Genomic DNA, 17,752 nt, shown 5'->3' on the forward strand with positions numbered 1-17,752 from the left:
GTTCTTCCGCTGACAATCAGGCTCGCAAGGGGAAAGAGCCCACGATACGCTTGCCAGTATGCGCAGAAATATCCTACACGCTCGTTGGATCCCAGGCCTCCCGCGAATCGGTGAGGTCATCGCTCTCGCCTTGGGAGCTCTCGCCCTGGGAACGACGGCGTGCGCAGGTGACGGCGATGGTGACCGGAACCGCGACAACCCCGTAGGAGGTGGCTCCAAGCCGCTGCCGGATGCGCCCTCCTGCGTCGTGGCAGGAGGCTCCGCCACCGTCTCTGCGCCCGAGCTTCGCATGGAGCTGATGGATCGCCGCTACGAGAGCGGCTGGCTCAGCTCTCCGGTCGCCGCAGACCTCGACGGGGACGGCGTGAACGAGATCCTCGTCGCTCGCGCTGGCTACTTCACGGTCTTCGACGCCGAGGGCAACGAGCGGTGGCGCTTCGACGAGGCGGCCTCCATTGCGCCGCGCTTCTGGTCGAGCCCTGTTGTCGCCGACTTCCGCGACGATGAGCGCCTGGAGATCGTCCTCGCGGGTGGCGGTCAGGTCTGGATGCTCGACTCCGACGGCAACGTCCTTTCTGGCTGGCCGCGCGAGTGGCAGTACGAGCTCCGCAGCGTCGCCGCCGGCGACGTCAACGACGACGGCCAGCTCGACGTCATCGTCGCCAGCACGCGCCACGAGCCCGACATCCTCACGGCCTACACTGCGGGTGGCGACACGATAGCCGGCTTCCCTCCGGCGGGTGCTGGCGCGATCGGCTGCAATGTGCGCGAGAACTGCTGGATCGCTGGCGCTTACGATCAGAACCTCGCCGTCGGCGATCTCGATGGCGACGGCCGACAGGACATCGTCGCCACGCAGGACAACGCCTACACCGGCTTCTACCGCGGCAACGGTGAGCTCTTCGACTCGAACCCCATGTTCGAGGACCGCCCGAAGACCCTCGGCGTGCGCTACCTGCACGACCTCCGCCTCGCCCAGCAAGGCTTCGCGGACGACGAGTCCTCGGACCTCCAGGCCCACTTCACGAACACCGCGCCGACCATCGCCGACATCGACGAAGACGGCACCTACGAAGTCATCCTGCTCGCCAGCGTCCAGAACGCGGGACAGGACCGCCGCGAGCAAGGCGTCGGCCTCTGGGTTGTGCGCCATGATGCCACGCGCCTCCCCGGCTTCGAGACCCCCTTCCACTCCGACGAGTACCTCGGCGGCCTCTGGGATCTCGACGGCAACATCGTGGCGATGACCAACCAGGTCACCGTGGCCAACATCGATGGCGCCCGTGGCAAAGAGATGATCTACGCCGGCTTCGACGGCCGCATCCACGCCGTGCGCGCCGACGGCACCGAGTTCTGGGCCGTCACCTACACCAACCGCCCCGACGTGTTCACTGGCGGCGTCGTCGTCGGTGACCTCTCCGGCGACGGCAAGCCCGAGATCGTCTTCGCCACCTACTCCCCACAGGGCGGCCAGTCCGACCTCTTCATCCTCGATGCAGGCGGCAGCATCCTGCACCAGGTCAAGCTCCCCCGCCTCGGCTCCATGGCCGTCCCGACCCTCGCCGATGTCGACGGCGACGGCACCGTGGAGATCTTGGTCTCCACCCGCGAGACCCCCTGGGACTCCGGCGAGCCCGCGGTGCTGGTCTACAGCGTCGCCAGCTCCACCACCGGCTGCCTCCTCTGGCCCACCGCCCGCGGCAACCTCTACCGCAACGCCTGGGTCCGCGACCCCTGAGGCTTCGCCAGGCCGCCTGAACCACCGAGGCCCACGCGCTGCGCGGGCCTGCAGGCCGCCGGCTGGAAGCGGCACCCCCCTGGCGGCATGGGGGCCTGGCCGGGGCACCACTCGTCAGCGTCGCTTCCCGCTCACGTCGCCGCGAGCGCCTCGCGACAAGCTGCGACCGTCCGCGTGATGTCGTCGTCCGTGAGCGCCGCGCACAGGAACGCCGCCTCGTACTGCGACGGCGGCCAGTAGATCCCCCGCGCCAGCATCTCCCCGTGCCACCTCGCGAAGCGCTTCGTATCGCTCCCCGACGCCTCCGCCCAGGAGCGCACCGGCCCCTCGCGGAAGAACAGCGTGATCATCGACCCCACCCGCTGCACGCACGCTGGCACCCCCGCGTCACGCGCGGCCGCGCGCAGCCCCTCTTCGAGCGCCGCCCCGAGCACCTCCAGCCGCTCGTACAGCGCTGGCGTCAGCTCTGCCAGCGTCGCCAAGCCCGCCGAGACCGCGACCGGATTCCCGCTCAACGTCCCTGCCTGGTACACCGGCCCGAGCGGCGCCACCGTGCGCATCACATCCTCCCGCCCCCCGTAGACGGCGAGCGGCATCCCTCCACCCACCACCTTCCCGAGCGTGGTCATGTCGGGACGGAGCCCGAACCGCTCCTGCGCGCCTCCCGGGGCGAGACGACTCCCCGTCATCACCTCGTCGAAGACCGAGAGCGCCCCATGCTCCCGACACAGATCGATCACCAGCTGCAAGAACCCTGGCTCGGGCGGGACACACCCCATGTTCCCCACCACCGGCTCCAGGATGACCGCCGCGATCTCCTTCCCACGACTCGCGAACGCCGCGCGCAGCGCCTCCGGATCGTTGTACGGCAGCGTCAACGTCAAGCGCGCGATCGCCTCCGGCACCCCCGCAGAATCCGGCACCCCGAACGTCGCCAGCCCGCTGCCCGCCTTCACCAGCAGGTGATCTGCGTGCCCGTGGTAGCAGCCCTCGAACTTCACCACCACCTCGCGCCCCGTGAAGCCCCGTGCGACGCGGAGCGCGCTCATCGTCGCCTCCGTCCCGCTCGACACGCACCGGAGCTTCTCCAGGCTCGGGTACAGCTTCTGCAGCCGCTCCGCGAACAGCACCTCGAGCGCCGTCGGCGCCCCGAACGACAGCCCTCCCATCGCCGCCTCGCGCACCGCCTCGATCACCGCCGGGTGACCGTGACCCAGGATCGCCGGCCCCCAGGAGTTGATGAAATCGATGTACTCGTCGCCATCGGCGCTGATGAGGCGGGCCTTGCTGGCGCGCGCGATGAACACGGGACTACCACCCACCGCGCGGAACGCGCGGACCGGGCTGTTCACGCCGCCGGGGAGGACGGCGCTCGCGCGCTCGAACAGGGCCTGGGAAGCAGGACGATCGCTCATGGCGATCGGGGATAGCAGGGGCACCGCGGCGCAGCCAGGCGCCCGTGCGCCTAGGGACAGTGCTCCCGCGCGAGCCGGAGGATCATGTCCCCCACCAGCGCAGTCCAGCCAGTCTGGTGCGCCGCCCCCAGCCCCTCGCCCGAGTCCCCGTGGAAGTACTCGAAGAACAGGATCCGATCCCGGAAATGGGGATCGTCCTGGAAGAGCGCGTTGTTCCCATAGACTGGCCGACGCCCCGCACCATCGCGCTCGAAGATCGCGATCATCCGGCGCGCCAGCTCGTCGGCGCCCTCGCGCAGCGTCCGCCCACCGCAGCCACTCACCGGCGGGATGGTCAGCATGTCGCCGAATCCGTGGTCCAGCCGCTGCAGCGACCGGTAGAGCAAGTACCCCATCGGGAACCACACCGGTCCCCGCCAGTTCGAATTGCCGCCTTTCATCCGGTCCGGCGCCTCCCCTGGCTCGTACGCCACCTCGTAGCCTGGCCCCCGCCCATCGAGCCGCACCGGCTGCGTCGCGTGCTCCCGCGACAGTGACCGCGGCCCGTGCGGCGACAGGAACTCCGCCTCGTTGAACAGATGCCCCAGCACCCGACTCAGCCGATCCAGCGGCACCGCGCTCAGCACCTTCCGCCCATCCGGCCGCACGGTGATCGCCTCCGCCAGCTCGGGGTTCTTCTCCAGGAACCACTCCGTCCGCCGCCGGAAATTCGCCAGGTGCCCGTAGACCGAAGGCGGGATGACGTGCACCGCGAACAGCGGGATGAGCCCCACCAACGAGCGAATCTTCAGGTGCTGGCTCCGCTTCCCCTCCAGCAACACGTCGAAGTAGAACCCATCCTCCTCCGACCAGAGCGGCAACCGCCCATCCTCCGCGTGGTGCAGCGCGTACGCGATGCGGAGAAAATGCTCGAAGAACTTGCTCGCGAGATCTTCGTACGCCGAGTTGTCCTGCGCCAGCTCCAGTGCGATGCGCATCAGGTCCAGGCAGTACATCGCCATCCAGGCCGTCGCATCCGCCTGCTCCAGGCGCATCCCGGGCGGCAGCTTTGCGCTCCGATCGAACAGCGAGATGTTGTCGAGCCCGAGGAACCCCCCCTCGAATACGTTGTTCCCTTGCACATCGCGCCGGTTCACCCACCAAGCGAAGTTGATCAGCAGCTTGTGGAACACCCGCTCCAGGAACACCTTGTCGCCGACGCCCCGCTGCGCGCGCTCGATCTTGTAGAGCTGGAACGTCGCCCACGCATGCACGGGCGGGTTCAGGTCCGACAGCTCCCACTCGTAGGCCGGGATCTGCCCGTTCGGGTGCTGGTACCACTCCTTCACCAGCAGCTTGAGCTGCCCCTTCGCCAGCTCCATGTCGATCGACGACAGCGCGACCGCTTGAAACGCGAGGTCCCAGGCTGCGAACCACGGGTACTCCCACGCGTCCGGCATGGAGATCACGTCCGCGATCGACAGGTGCCGCCAGTGCGCGTTCCGCCCCCCGAGCCGCTCCTCAGGCGGTGGGATCGCATCGCCCCGCAGCCACACATCGACGTCGTAAGCGTAGAACTGCATGCTCCAGAGCAACCCGGCCGATGCTTGCCGGTGGATGAGGCGGCGCTCGTCCGAGATCTCCGGGCCCTGCAGATGCCGGTAGTACTCGTCCGCCTCGTGACGCCGCTGCGCCAGCAGCGCTTCGCTCCCCGCGAACGGATCGCGGTGCGGCTCCTTCGTCAACCGCACCAAGATCCGCTCTCGACCCCCTGGTGGCAGGACGAAGCGATGCCAGCTCGCTGCTTTCGTTCCTCGCCGCGCCGGGTTCACCCGGTCCCGGTCCCCCCGCACCACCACGTCATGGAACGCGTCCTTCACGTGGCGTGACCGCGACGGACTCCCGAACAGCCGCTCGTTGTGCGTCTCGTTGTCGGTGAACAGCAGCTCCGGCGACCCCTGCACGTACACGTAGTGCGTCCCGAACTCCGACGGGTGCTTCGCTTGCAGCGCCACCGCCCCCTCGTGACCCTCCAGCGCGCTGAGCTCCGGCGCTTCGCCCGCAGGCTCCGACCAGGCCCACGTGTTGCGGAACCACACATGCGGGAGCACGTGGATCGGCGCTGCCTCCGGCCCCCGGTTCTCCACGGTGATCACCATCAAGATGTCGTTCGGGTCGCGCTTCGCGTACTCGACCGTCACGTCCGTATAGCGGCTCTCGTCGAAGGCCCCGAGATCCTCCAGGTTCAGCTCGGGTTCCCGCGTCGAGCGTCGACGCCCCTCCTCCACGAGCTGCGCATACGGGAACGCGCGCTGCGGATAGCGGTACAGGTAGCGCAGGTAGCTCGAGGTCGGCGTCGCGTCCTCGTAGTAGTAGATCTCCTTCACGTCCTCGCCGTGGTTGCCCTCCGGCCCAGCGAGACCGAACGCTCGCTCCTTGAGGATCGGATCCCGCTCGTTCCACAGCGCGACGGCGAGGCACAGGATCTGGTTCCTGTCGCAGATCCCACCGAGCCCGTCCTCGTTCCACCGGTACGCTCGGCTGCGGGCGTGGTCGTGCGGGAAGTGATCCCACGCGCTCCCATCGCGGCTGTAGTCCTCGCGCACGGTCCCCCACGCGCGCTCGGCCAGGTAGGGCCCCCAGTGTCTCCAGCGCAGCAGGCGGAGGCGTGCCTCTTCGAGGCGCTGATGCTCGGCGGTCGGTGCGAGATCGGGCTGTTCCATGAGCGCCCGGCCAGGCTAACCGAGCTTCGCCCGATTCGTGCCCTGCTATTCGGTGCGCTGGATGATGTGGAAGCCGAAGGGGCTCTCCACGACCTCGCTGATCTCGCCCACTTTCAGCGAGAACGCCGCATCCGAGAACGACTTCACCATCGTGTTGCGGTCGAACACGCCGAGGTCTCCCCCGCGCTCGCCGGCCCCGGGCTCGTCGCTGTACTTCGCCACGAGCTCCTCGAACTTCGCGCCACCGCGAACTTGCAGCAGCACCTCCTGCGCCAGCTTCTTCGCCTCGTCACGCGAGCGCGTCATCTCGTCGGCGCGGCTCTTCGACTGCTTGTGCATGATCAGCACGTGCCGCGCGCCGATCTTCTGCGGCTGGCTGGCGAGCCGCCGCCGCTCCCGCTCGCTGGCCGCCTCTTCCTCGGCCTCGCGGATCGGCGCCGAGGTGATCAACCCGCCACCGACCCACTCCGGCGACGTGGCGAGCGTGGAGCAAGCGGGCAAGGTGAAGACGCACGCTGCCAGCGCCACGGCGGACGGCGCGGCGTGGACGGCGAGGAGGGCCCGGGAGAGGAGACGGCGCATCGAGGCCCGGAGACTGCCCCGCGATCCGGCGGCCCGCAAGCGTCCAGGCGCGCGATCGTCACAGACCCAGGTTGAGCACGGGAACGAACGGGAGCCCTCCATCCCCCGAGAGGTTCAAGAGCCCGAGCTGCAGGCCCCGCAGGCGCCTGGCGTGGTTGACGAGCCCGACCTGGACCCCGCGCATCTCGCCGCCCACGTTGACGACGCCAGCTTGCAGCCCCTGCTGCGACGACGAGAGGTTGAACGCCCCGACCTGCGCCCCCTGGATCGCCTCCACCAGGTTGATCGGCGCGACCTGCGCGGCCCCCGCGAACGCCTTTCCCACCCGATTGACCACCACCGCGACCTGGAACGCGCCCTCGAAGTTCTCGTCGACCAGGTTCCCCACACCGACCTGCGCGGCGCCTGCAAACCGATCCCTGGCGCGGTTCAAGAGCCCCACCTGCAGCCCACCCTCGAACCCCTCCGCCTCCGCCCCGTTCCAGAGGCCGACCTGCGCGCCCGTCTGGAGCCACGCCCCCCGGTTGATGACGCCCACCTGCACCATCCCCCGGAACGTGCCCCCGTGCGCGTTGTACAGACCGCCTTGCACCAGCCCGACGAAGTCCACGTCGGGCTTCGCCTTACTGCCGATCTCCCCGTAGCTGCCGAGGTTGACCGCCCCGAGCTGCGCCAGCCCCGTGAAGCGCTTGCTCTCGGTCACGAGCGCCACGTGCAGCCCGCCCACGAAGTCGAGGGCGCTGTAATACCCACCGGCCAGGCTGAGGACCCCCTTGAACGAGCGCGTCTCTCCCGCGAACACGCTCACCTGCGAGAGCCCTCGGAAGTCGTGCATCATGTTGAACGGACTGACCGCGATCCCACCCCGGAACGACTCGTTCCCGTTCAGGACCAGCGCCACCTCCGCGGCACCCACGAAGTGCTCGGGCGCGTTGCCGACGCCGAGCAAGAGTGCGCTGTAGGCACGGAGGGGCTCGTTCGCGTAGAGCGCGAGCTGCACCAGTCCGACGAACTTCTCCTGCCGATTCAGGACTCCGACGTCGATGCCGTACGCCACCCCCTGGTGCGTCGGCGTGCGCTTCGCAGCGGGCGCGACGGGCGCTCCCTTGGCGCGCTCCTCCTCTGCGCCAGCGGCCTCGTCGAAGGCTGTTGGCGCTGGCGGAGGATGGGACGGCGCTTCCATGACCTCTGACGTCGAGGCGGGTGGCTCCGGGGTCGGCGGCGCCGTGACGGGTCGCTCGGTGGAGGGTCGCTCGGTGGTAGGCGACTCCATGGCTGGTCGCTCGGGCGCAGACGACTCGGGCGCAGCTGACGCGGAGGCAGGCGACTCGGGCGCAGCTGACGCGGAGGCAGGCGACTCGGGCGCAGCTGACGCGGAGGCAGGCGGCCTGGTGGCAGGCGGCGCTACCGAGGGCAGGGGACCCGAGGCCGACACTCCCGGAGAGCGCGGCGGGCCTGGGTTCTCCTGAGCGTCGGCAACCGCAGTGACCAGCATGACCGAGAGGCCGACGGCGCGTGCACGGAGCCTGGGCGCTCCAGGGGATCCGACGAACATGCGGAGGTGGGATGTCACGGTGCGCCAGCGAGCTTACAATCCCTGGCGACGTGCCGCTCCTCGATGTCGTCCTCGGCTACGACTGCAACCTCGCGTGCTCGTACTGCACCATCACCGAGGGAATGCGGCGGCGCGAGCTCCCGAGCGCCCGGATCGTGCGCGAGATCGATCGCGCTGCGGCACGGGGGTTCGCGGACATCGCCTTCACCGGCGGCGAGCCCACCATCCGCCCCGATCTCCCCGCGCTCGTGCGCTACGCCCGGAAGCGCGGCTTCGCGCACGTCAAGGTCTCCTCCAACGGCCTGCGCTACGCCTACGCCGAGTACCTCGACCACCTGATCGCGTGCGGCGTCGACCAGTTCAACGTCTCGCTCCACGCCTTCGGCGACGCCGCCTACGAGCGCACGGTGCGCCGCCTCGACACGGCCCACTTGCGGAGGAAGGCCCTCGACAATCTCGTCGCGCGCGGCCTCGACCCGGTGGCAGACCTCATCCTCAAGGAGGACACCTACCGCGACCTCCGCCCCTGGATCACCTCCTTGCGCGCCCAGGGCCTCCGCCGCTTCGCCCTCTGGCTCGTCTCGCTCACCGACCAGAACCAGGGCAACGTCGACCAGCTCCCGCGCCTCTCCGAGGTCGCCACCGAGATCCGCGGCGCTTGCGACGACGCCCGTGCTGGCGGCTACGAGGTCTGGTCCCTGCACGTCCCACGCTGCTTCTTGCCTGGCCACGAGGAGCACGTCCGCCACCCGGGCGACGACCTGGTCACCGTCGTGACCCCGGACGAAGTCTTCGACCTGAAGGACTCGCGCCTCGCGGGCGGCGTGAAACCCGAAGGGTGCACCGGCTGTCAGCACGTCGGACGCTGTCCCGGCCTGCGCCAGGACTACATCGCCGTGCACGGTGCCGGTGAAGTCCGTGCGATGACCTGATCCCCGCGCGAGGTCCGCGGCAGACCGCACGAAACCTGCGCCTGGCGGCGGGCGACGTGCTGACGGCTGGCTTCAGCGAAGGATGGGCGGGATGCACATCCCACCGATGGCAGGCATCCCGCTCGGGCACAGCGGCAAGCACTGACCGCTCATCAGATCGGGCGCCTGACCCTGCGGACAGGAGGCGCTCGGCTGGGGCGATGGCTGCGGTCCCGGTTGCGGCGAAGGTTGCGGTCCTGGTTGCGGCGCGGGCTGAACGCCAGGGAGACCCGGGATGGCCGGCAGCCCGGGGAACCCAGGAATCCCCTGCGGCGAGAAGCCCGGGAGCGACGGCAGACACACGCCAGCCGCCGGGGGCGAGCCGCTCGCACAGAGCGCCGCACAGGTCCCGAGCACGCTGTCGCGCACCTGCCCCGCCGGGCACCCCGACGCGTCCGGCTGCGGCGTCGGCGACCCCGGATCCGCCACCCGGACCTTGTACGCCGCGCGGAGATGACGCTGCACGTTGGATTCCGAGATCCACCCGTACCCCCGCTCCCCCCAGCGCTCCCCCCAGCTGTTGTGGATCAGGAACTGCTTCGCCCCGCCCACCGTCCGGTACCCCTCCAGCAGCACCGCGTGGCCGCTCCCGTCGTCGTGGAGGTACTCGGGCAGCACCCCGTTCTGCAGTGACTGGCTCTTCCAGGCATCGCTGTTCACCCGGAACGACACCCACACCGCGTCGCCGCCCGCCAGCACCGCCGACAGCTCCTGCAAGTTCACCGGGCTGGTCTGGAGCTTCTCGATGGCGATGACCCGGTAGCGCCCTTGCCCATCCGCCTTCACCTGCTCGGCGCGCAGCACCGGATCCGAGTCCCCCGACCCTGGCCGCACGTTGTACGCCGCGCCGCAGTCGTCGTACGGATCCCGCATCATCTTGCAGGCCTTGATCGGATCGTAAGGCCACACCGGCTCCACCGTGATCGCCTCGCCGGTCGTGCGATCCCCGGCCGTCCCCATCTGCGGCACCGCGTACTTCGACCAGACGTGCAGCGGCGCCGTCGTCTCCTGCCGCCCCATCCGCCGGATGCCGTGGTCCATCGCGCTCGACAGCGAGAACGCCGTGCACGCCCCGACGGCCTGCTGGCTCTTGATCGGCCCCGAGAACCCGCTCTGCCGGTGGTCCACGTTCGCCGGGAGCACCCCTGAGAGGAACCCCATCCGGTTGCTCGGCACGAACGGCACCGCGCGGGTGATCGGCTGCGCCGGCCCGCACTCGAAGCTGACCCACACGTCGGGCGCGACCTCCTTGGGCGCACAGCGCCGCCCCTGGAGCGCGCGCAGCGCCGAGACGTTCACTGGCCGAAGGATGAACGGCAGCACCTGCGCCCCGGCCGGCTGCCCCGCCGTCGAGAACCCGAACGCCTGCGCCCCGGAGCCCCTCGGAGCCCCTGTCGTCCCGTGCGTGCCACCAGCGGCTGGCGCCCCCATCCCTCCCGGAGACGTCGCCAGGGGAGGCTGCCGCGGGGGCGTGGCGCGCCCCGACGAGCAAGCCAGGGTCGAGAGTGCGAGCGCGATCAAGGGCAGCGTGGAGGTGTTCATGGTCCAGCTCGGGTCGAGGGCGTTCTCCCGGAGCGTCGATCGGCTGCGCGCCGGGAGCAACGAAAGAGCAGCTTGCAGACCCAACGATTCGTCCCGCCGGAGAAGCCGTGGGCGCACTCACCCAACGAGACCTGCCGAGGGCTCGCTCAGCACAGTGCGTCAGCGCAGCCGCGCCGTCAGCGCAGCGTCTTCAGCGCATCCGCGCCGTCAGCGCATCCGCGCCGTCAGCGCATCCGCGCCGTCAGCGCAGCCGCGCCGTCAGCGCAGTGCCATCATCGGCACGAACGCCCACCCGCCTGGCCGCAGATTCAGCCGCGCCCGCTTCGTCACGTTCCGCGCCGACAGCACGAGTTCGTGTTGCCCCGCGGGCACACGGATTCTCGAGATGGCGATCTGTGCGGGCAGCGTGGACCATGCCCGCGTGTCGGGCGTGTCGGCCACGGTCAACGTCGCGCTCGTGAGCAGCCCGAGCAAGAGGCCCAGCGGGCCGCTGTCCTTGTCCACCGCCTGCGTGACCCCTTGCACCACCTCGCCGGCGACCACGCGCGTGATCGTCCGGGTGAGGGCCGACAGGATCACCGTCCCCTCGACCTTCCGCCACGCCTTGCGGACCTCGGCCTCGATGTCGATCGCCTGCTCCATCCGCACCGGCGCCCCGTCGAGCGAGAACGTCGGGATCGTGTAGCTCCCGCGCGCCGCCGTCAGCGTCGGGTAGTTCACCCACGTCACCAGCCCTTTCGCCGCGAGCGCGTTCGCCTGCGCCCGGTCCGCAGGGCTGATGTCGTTCGCCAGGATCGTCAGCGCCAGCCCGATCGGGATCCGGTTCGGCACCTTGCGCGGCGACCGCCCGAAGCCGACGACCACCAGCAGCTCCGCCTCTCCCGTCTCCGCCACCGACGGCAGCGGCCCCGCGCCGCCGATCAACGCCTTGATCCCCGGTGACTTCGGCTCGTCGCGGACCAGGGTCCGCAGCGGATCGCGCAGCGACGGGTACTGCGCGTAGCGAAGCGCGTCGTCGTAGTACAGCAGCGCCTCGCTGGCCCCCCCCGACTTCTCGAACGCGAAGCCCGCGAGGTAGCTCCCGAGCCCGATGAGCGCCGTGGTCTCCTCGTGATCGCGCAGGTACTTCTGCATGATCGCGAGCCTTCGCGCCTCGACCTTGGCGCCGCTCAGGTCCCCGAGCGCCAGGTAGTTCATCAGGTTGATCGTGTTGATGAGCAGCTTCTCGTGCGGCGGCGCCCGGTACGGCCCGGAGTCGTCCGAGAAGATGTACTTCCCGATCTCGTCGACGGCGGTCCGCGACATGTCGAGCATGTCGATCGACTTGTCGGCCGCGCCGAGATCCCGCGCGCTCAGCTTGTTCCGGTCCATCGCGAGCAGGATGTTGCCGCGATCGAGCAAGAGCAGTGGGTTGTCGCCAGTGAGCTGGGGCAGCTCGTCGTTCGACCCGACCTTCATCTCCTCGTTGAGGTGCGCCGCCGCCTGGGCGGGCTTGCCCTCATTGAGCGCGGCGAGCGCGTTCTGCACGCGGCTCTCGTGCCCGGCGCAGCCTGCCTGACCCAGCGACAGGAAGAGCGCGGTGGTCGCCGTCGAGAGCGCGTGCAGCCATCGACCCAAGGTCGCCCTCAGTTCTGGATCAGGGCCTTCGTGAAGGCGGCCTTGTTCTGCCAGAGGACGGCGCTCGTCGCGACCTCGATGAGCTGCATGAACATGAAGTACTGCACCCGGCGTTCCCCCGCGGCCCGCTCGTCGGCCGTGAACACCTTGCCGGTCAGGTAGTAGCGCGACCCGAGCTGCCGGTTGTACTCCGCGATGTTGTTGCGATCGAAGCCGCCGCCGTGCTGCTTCTCGATCTCCGCGATCATCTGCATCTGCCGCTCGACGCTCACCACCGTGACGAGCTGCGAGTTGACCATGAAGGTCTCGACGTCGGAGAGCAGCGCCATGAGCTGGCTGTCGATGTGCTCGCTGGTCTCGTTCGCCAGCGGGTAGATCGCCAGGGTGGGCCGGGACCCGTCCGCGGCCCACTGCCGGGCGACGGGTGACGACATCAGCGACTTCAGGTTCTCGTGGAGCAGCTGCTCCATGTCGCGCCTGTCGATCCCGGTGCTCATCGCGGCGTCGTCGAGGCCTTCGACCTCGCTGCCACGCACGTAGGAAGGCCCGCAGCCCGCGACGGGCAGGGCGAGGAGGGAGGCCGCGATCAAGGCGGCGAACGAACGGTTCGAGGTAGGCATGACGCGCTCCGAGGACGTGGGCTCGGGGTGCATCCTAGCAGGGAAGCTCGACGGAATGCGTCGAGGTCAGGACGGAATGTTGCTCTGCCGTCGGAGGAGGGCGAGGCCCAGCACCGCGATCGCCACGGCCGCCATCGTCCCGCCGCTGCGCCCCGGGACCGGGACCGACACGGCGCACGAGGTCCAGCGTGGATCGATGTGCTCGGCGTCGTAGCGCGCCGAGGCGTCACGCTGCCCGTCGGTCCAGTCCGGAGCCTCGTAGTCCCCTTCCTCGGCGAGCCGCAGCGCGGCCTCGGTGAGCCACTCTCGGTGTTCGACGAGACCTCCGTAGATCGGATCGTCGCAGCCGTCGGGGCCCCGGGAGGTGATCCCCAGGATCCGGCCCTGGCGATCGAGCGCGGGCCCGCCCGAGTCGCCGCTGCACGCGCCGGCGTTCCCGCGCCACTCGTTCAAGGCCACCTCGTCCGAGTCGCCGCAGCGGTAGCCCACGCACTCCACCTGGAGCCCATCGCGGCGCCGCCGCTTGCCGGCGTCCTTCACCGCGCCGCTGGTGTTCCCGAAGCCGACGGCGGAGTAGGGCTCGCCATCCTCCGCCGTGCGATCGAGGCGCAGGTCGAGGGGCGTCGCCTCCTCGGGCGAGAGCGGGCTCTCCAGCACGATGAGGGCGAGATCGTGGCCACACACGGCCCGCCCGTACGGCGGGAGCAAGAGCTCGCGGCCGCGCGTCCAGGTGGCGCCGCTGCTCCACATGTCGTCGGACGTGGTGATGTGGACCTTCACCGCGTCGTCGGTGGGGCCGAACTTCGCGCGATCACAGCGGATGAGTTCCGGCGCCGTGGCGACGCAGTGCTGCGCGGTGATCACCAGGTCGGGCGCGATGAGTGCGCCGGTGCAGGTGCGCGCCAGGCGCCCCGAGGGCCCGATCACCGCGAGGCCGACGACGGCGTGATCGCTCGCCGCGGCGTAGCCGCCCTCGATGGCGAAGCTCGCGCTCTCCACGGGCACCTCGCCGTCGACGTCGACCTCGTCGATCGCGTCGTCCGGCGCCGCCGCGAAGGCGCAGCCCGCGAGGGTCGCGCTCAGGATCAGCGCCGTGCCCGCGTGGCTGCGGGCGATGATGTGGGGGGGCAAGCGCAGGCCAGCCCGGACGCGTTCGAGCAGCATCCTCCAGGATCTCCGTCGCCAGGTACGGATCCGCGCGTCGCCGAGAGCGGCGTGCGCGTCCCGCACACGGACGCGGGAATGCACGAGGCTTGCCAGTCCCGCGGAGCCGCACCGACGACGGAAGCCGCTGGTGCATGCACCGCGAGAGGCCCGGGATCCTGCGTGCTCGCGCTTGCTGACGGCGCGAGCGAGGGGGCTCCGGATCGACCCCTTCCGGACCAGCCGCTGCGACGTACGTCCCGGTTCAGCGCGCGGGGCGCTCACCCCGTTCAGCGCACGGGGAGCACGTTCGGTGCGTCACCAGCGCTGCGCGCACGGCGCTGTCCCTGGGGGAAGGTCGGGATGGGACGGGGAGGAGGCGAGGAAGGACCCGACGTGATCCGTCGCTGAAAGGAAGCGGGGGAGGGGCTTGACGGGAGCCGGCGGCAGGAAGCCAGGGAGGCCTGAGGTGAGCCGCTGGCAGGAAGCTGGGGGGGAGGGGCTTGACGAGAGCCGTCGTCGCGGTGCGGGGCGCGAGGGCGCCCGTGTGCGCCTCAGCCGACGACGATGTTGGCGATCTTGCCGGGGACGTAGATGAACTTCTTGATCTGCTTGCCCGCCACCGCGCTGGCAACGTTCTCCAGCGCGGCCTCGCGGGCTTGCGCCTCGGTCGCGTCCTTGTTGAGGGAGATGCGACCGCGCACCTTGCCGTTCACCTGCACGGGCACCTCGATCACATCGTCGACGCAGAGCGCCTCGTCCCAGGTGGGCCAGGGTTCATAGGCGAGCGAGGCCTCGTGGCCGGACAGGCGCCAGAGCTCCTCGCCGATGTGGGGCGCGAACGGCGACACCAGGAGGATGAGCTTCTCCACCGCTTCCCGGGGCGGCGACGCCTGCGGGGCGAGGTGGTTGGTGAAGATCATCAGCGTCGAGATGACCGTGTTGAAGCTCATCGCGTCGAGGTCGTGGGTGACCTTCTTGACCGTGCGGTGCAGGAGCCGCGCCGTCTCGTCGGGGAGCGCGTCGGACAGCGGCTTCGTGCAGATGGCGTGTACCCGGTCGCGGAAGCGCACCACGCCCTGGATCTGGCCCGACTGCCAGGGTTTCACCGCCTCGAGCGGCCCCATGAACATCTCGTAGAGCCGGAGCGTGTCCGCGCCCCATGCGCGTACGATGTCGTCCGGGTTCACCACGTTGCCGCGGCTCTTCGACATCTTCTCGCCGTCCTCGCCGAGGATCATCCCCTGGTGGACGAGCTTCGTGAACGGCTCCGGGTGCTTCACCCGGCCCATGTCGTAGAGCACCTTGTGCCAGAAGCGTGCGTAGAGCAGGTGCAAGACCGCGTGCTCGGCGCCGCCGATGTACAGGTCGACGGGCATCCAGGCGTCATAGGCCTTCTGCGAGAAGATCTCCGCGTCGTTCAGCGGATCGATGAAGCGCAGGTAGTACCAGCACGACCCCGCCCACTGCGGCATCGTGTTCGTCTCGCGCGCATACCAGCGCCCGTCCTTCTGGAAGAAGCGCCAGTCCACGGCGCGCGCGAGCGGCCCCGCGGGATCGTTGCCGGGCCGGAAGTCCGACAGCTCCGGCAAGGTGAGCGGCAGCTCCGCCTCGTCGACGGCGATGGGCTGATCGAAGCGCACCCGGTGCGGCGCACCCTTGCGCGGATCGCCGTCGGGGCTCTCCAGCTCGACCGGGAAGTAGATGGGGATCGGCTCACCCCAGTACCGCTGCCGCGAGAACACCCAGTCGCGCAGCTTGTAGCTCACCTGCCCGTCGCCTCGCCCGAGCGACTTGAGCTTGTCGATGACCGCGCGCTTGCATGCCTCGGTGGTGAGGCCGTCGAACTCCCCGCTCTGCACCGCGGTCCCGTCGCTCGTGAACGCCGCCTCCAGCGCGCCGTGCAGCTCGCCATCGGGGCTGACCACCTCCACGACCGGCAGCCCGTGCACCTTCGCGAACGCGAAGTCGCGCTCGTCGTGCCCGGGCACCGCCATCACCGCGCCCGTCCCGTACCCGCCGAGCACGTAGTCGGCGATCCACACCGGCACCTTCGCGCCGGTGATGGGGTGCGTGGCCAGGAGCCCGGTGTCGACGCCCGTCTTCTCCTTGGCCGCGGACGCCAGGCGATCCCGGTCGCTGCGGTTGATGGTCGCGGCCACGTACTTCTGCGCCGCCTCGCGCCGCTCGTCGGAAGCGATCCCGGGCGTCTTGATCAGCCAGTCGGCGATGGGGTGCTCGGGCGCGAGCACCACGTAGGTGACGCCCATCAGCGTGTCGGGGCGCGTCGTGAACACCTCGAGTGCCCCGCCCGAGTACCCGTCCACCGTGAACGAGATGGTCGCCCCCTCGGAGCGCCCGATCCACGCCCGCTGCATGGCCAGCGTCCCCGAAGGCCAGTCGACGTGCTCGAGATCCGAGGCGAGCCGATCGGCGTACGCCGTGATCCGGAGCATCCACTGCCGGAGCGGCACGCGCTCGACGGGATGCCCGCCGACCTCGCTCTTGCCGTCGATGACCTCCTCGTTGGCGAGCACGGTGCCCAGCTCGGGACACCAGTTCACCGTCACCTCGTCCTGGTAAGCGAGCCCCTTCTTGAAGAGCTGCACGAAGATCCACTGCGTCCACCGCACGTAACGCGGATCGGTGGTCGCCACCTCGCGCGACCAGTCGAAACTGAAGCCCAGCATCTTGAGCTGGCGCTTGAAGGTGCCGATGTTCTTCGCCGTGGTCTCGGCCGGGTGGGTACCGGTCTTGATCGCGTACTGCTCTGCGGGCAGGCCGAAGGCGTCCCACCCCATCGGATGGAGCACGTCCATGCCCTTCATGCGCCAGTACCGTGCCAGGATGTCCGTCGCCGTGTACCCCTCGGGGTGGCCGACGTGCAGACCGTCGCCCGACGGGTACGGGAACATGTCGAGCACGTAGCGCTTGGGCCGCGTCGAGCCGGACTCCCGGACGGCGCGGAACGTCTCGTGCTCGTCCCAGTACTGCTGCCAGCGGCGCTCGACCTCGAGGTGGTCGTAGCGTGCCACCTCGCGCGGCTCGTTGCTCTCGTCGGTGGCGGTGTGTGGGGCGGCGCTGGGCTCCCCGGGGGCGCTCGGTTGCTCGGCGGACATGACGCGGACCTCATACCACCGCCGCCCTGGCTCTGCGAGGAAGCGGCCGAGCCGAATGTCGGAGAGGGGGGGCCAGGTCACGGGTCGCGCACCCGCAGGACGCCACGAGATGCCCGGTGAACGGCGCGAGGACCTGCTCCACATCGCCGTGCGAGCGCATTTCTCCGTGGACTCGCGCGCATCACACCCGCGCTGCGGGAGTACGTCCCTCCTCTGGAGACCGAGGTGTCCGTGAAGGGGGATGAAGACCGAGGTCTCCGTGGAGGCGGAGGTGCAAAACGTCGCCCGCGACGACGCGCGGACCCTCTGCGCATGCGAAGGAGGTGCAGGAGACGACGCACGGACCTTCTGCGCATGCGAAGAAGGTGCAGGAGACGACGCGCGGAGCCTCTTCGCATGCGAAGGAGGTGCAGGAGACGACGCGCGGACCTTCTGCGCATGCGAAGAAGGTGCAGGAGACGACGAATGCACCGTCGACGCGCTCCGCGTCCCACCTGAGCCGGAGCACGCCGCATCCCACCCCGGGGAGTCCCACCCCGAAGGACCCTCCGGCGTTCTCCCTCGTCCTTAGTGAGCGGCTCCCTGTGGCCGGGTCCCTGGCGACAGCCTCCCTCGACGGACGACCGGCACCCTCGACGACCGGCACCCTCGACGGACGACCGGCACCCTCGACGACCGGCACCCTCGACGGACGACCGGCACCCTCGACGGACCAACACCAGCTTGGCCTGCTCGCCAGCCTGGACCG

At 69.9% G+C, this 17,752-nt stretch carries 11 protein-coding genes; 2 read left to right on the forward strand and 9 right to left on the reverse strand.

All coding sequences use genetic code 11. The features are described from left to right. The first annotated feature begins 130 nt into the window (after positions 1–130). The gene (locus CMC5_RS05850) at positions 131–1,738 is read left to right on the forward strand and encodes an FG-GAP repeat domain-containing protein (RefSeq protein WP_245678319.1); all 1,608 of its coding nucleotides are present in this window, start codon (positions 131–133) and stop codon (positions 1,736–1,738) included. Between the two features lie 131 nt (positions 1,739–1,869). On the opposite strand, the gene hemL is transcribed toward CMC5_RS05850, so the two are convergent. From hemL to CMC5_RS05870, 4 genes are read right to left on the reverse strand one after another with little or no spacing between them, the layout of a single operon-like run. Further along, a complete protein-coding gene (gene hemL, locus CMC5_RS05855) occupies positions 1,870–3,153 on the reverse strand; it encodes a glutamate-1-semialdehyde 2,1-aminomutase (protein WP_050429484.1) in 1,284 nt (427 codons plus the stop codon). A gap of 50 nt (positions 3,154–3,203) precedes the next feature. Continuing rightward, positions 3,204–5,855, reverse strand: a complete 2,652-nt coding sequence (locus tag CMC5_RS05860; protein ID WP_050429485.1) for an MGH1-like glycoside hydrolase domain-containing protein — start codon at positions 5,853–5,855, stop codon at positions 3,204–3,206. A gap of 45 nt (positions 5,856–5,900) precedes the next feature. Then, entirely contained in the window at positions 5,901–6,437 is a 537-nt protein-coding gene (locus CMC5_RS42115) for a peptidylprolyl isomerase (RefSeq protein WP_050429486.1), read from the reverse strand. A 58-nt stretch (positions 6,438–6,495) separates the two neighbouring features. Then, complete coding sequence (locus CMC5_RS05870) at positions 6,496–7,710, reverse strand: LA_2272 family surface repeat-containing protein (RefSeq protein ID WP_156338251.1); 1,215 nt, start codon at positions 7,708–7,710, stop codon at positions 6,496–6,498. Positions 7,711–8,042: 332 nt separating this feature from the next. Between CMC5_RS05870 and CMC5_RS48340 the strand changes: the two genes are divergently transcribed. Further along, positions 8,043–8,924, forward strand: coding sequence for a radical SAM protein (locus CMC5_RS48340; protein ID WP_050429489.1), 882 nt, complete (start codon positions 8,043–8,045; stop codon positions 8,922–8,924). A gap of 72 nt (positions 8,925–8,996) precedes the next feature. On the opposite strand, the gene CMC5_RS05885 is transcribed toward CMC5_RS48340, so the two are convergent. From CMC5_RS05885 to leuS, 5 genes are all read right to left on the reverse strand, one after another. After that, positions 8,997–10,505 carry a C1 family peptidase gene (locus CMC5_RS05885; RefSeq protein WP_156338253.1) on the reverse strand — a complete coding sequence of 503 codons (1,509 nt, stop codon included), beginning with the start codon at positions 10,503–10,505 and terminating at the stop codon, positions 8,997–8,999. Positions 10,506–10,763: 258 nt separating this feature from the next. Further along, positions 10,764–12,122: a COG3014 family protein gene (locus CMC5_RS05890; RefSeq protein ID WP_245678320.1), complete on the reverse strand. Its 1,359-nt coding sequence runs from the start codon at positions 12,120–12,122 to the stop codon at positions 10,764–10,766. An 8-nt stretch (positions 12,123–12,130) separates the two neighbouring features. Beyond that, on the reverse strand, positions 12,131–12,742 hold the full coding sequence (locus CMC5_RS05895; RefSeq protein WP_050435737.1) for a penicillin-binding protein activator LpoB: 612 nt from the start codon (positions 12,740–12,742) through the stop codon (positions 12,131–12,133). A 66-nt stretch (positions 12,743–12,808) separates the two neighbouring features. Then, positions 12,809–13,906, reverse strand: coding sequence for a S1 family peptidase (locus CMC5_RS05900; protein ID WP_082362269.1), 1,098 nt, complete (start codon positions 13,904–13,906; stop codon positions 12,809–12,811). A 533-nt stretch (positions 13,907–14,439) separates the two neighbouring features. Next, on the reverse strand, positions 14,440–17,004 hold the full coding sequence (gene leuS, locus CMC5_RS05905; RefSeq protein ID WP_082362270.1) for a leucine--tRNA ligase: 2,565 nt from the start codon (positions 17,002–17,004) through the stop codon (positions 14,440–14,442). Positions 17,005–17,752 lie beyond the last annotated feature (748 nt).

This window comes from Chondromyces crocatus (assembly GCF_001189295.1).
GTDB lineage: Bacteria > Myxococcota_A > Polyangia > Polyangiales > Polyangiaceae > Chondromyces > Chondromyces crocatus.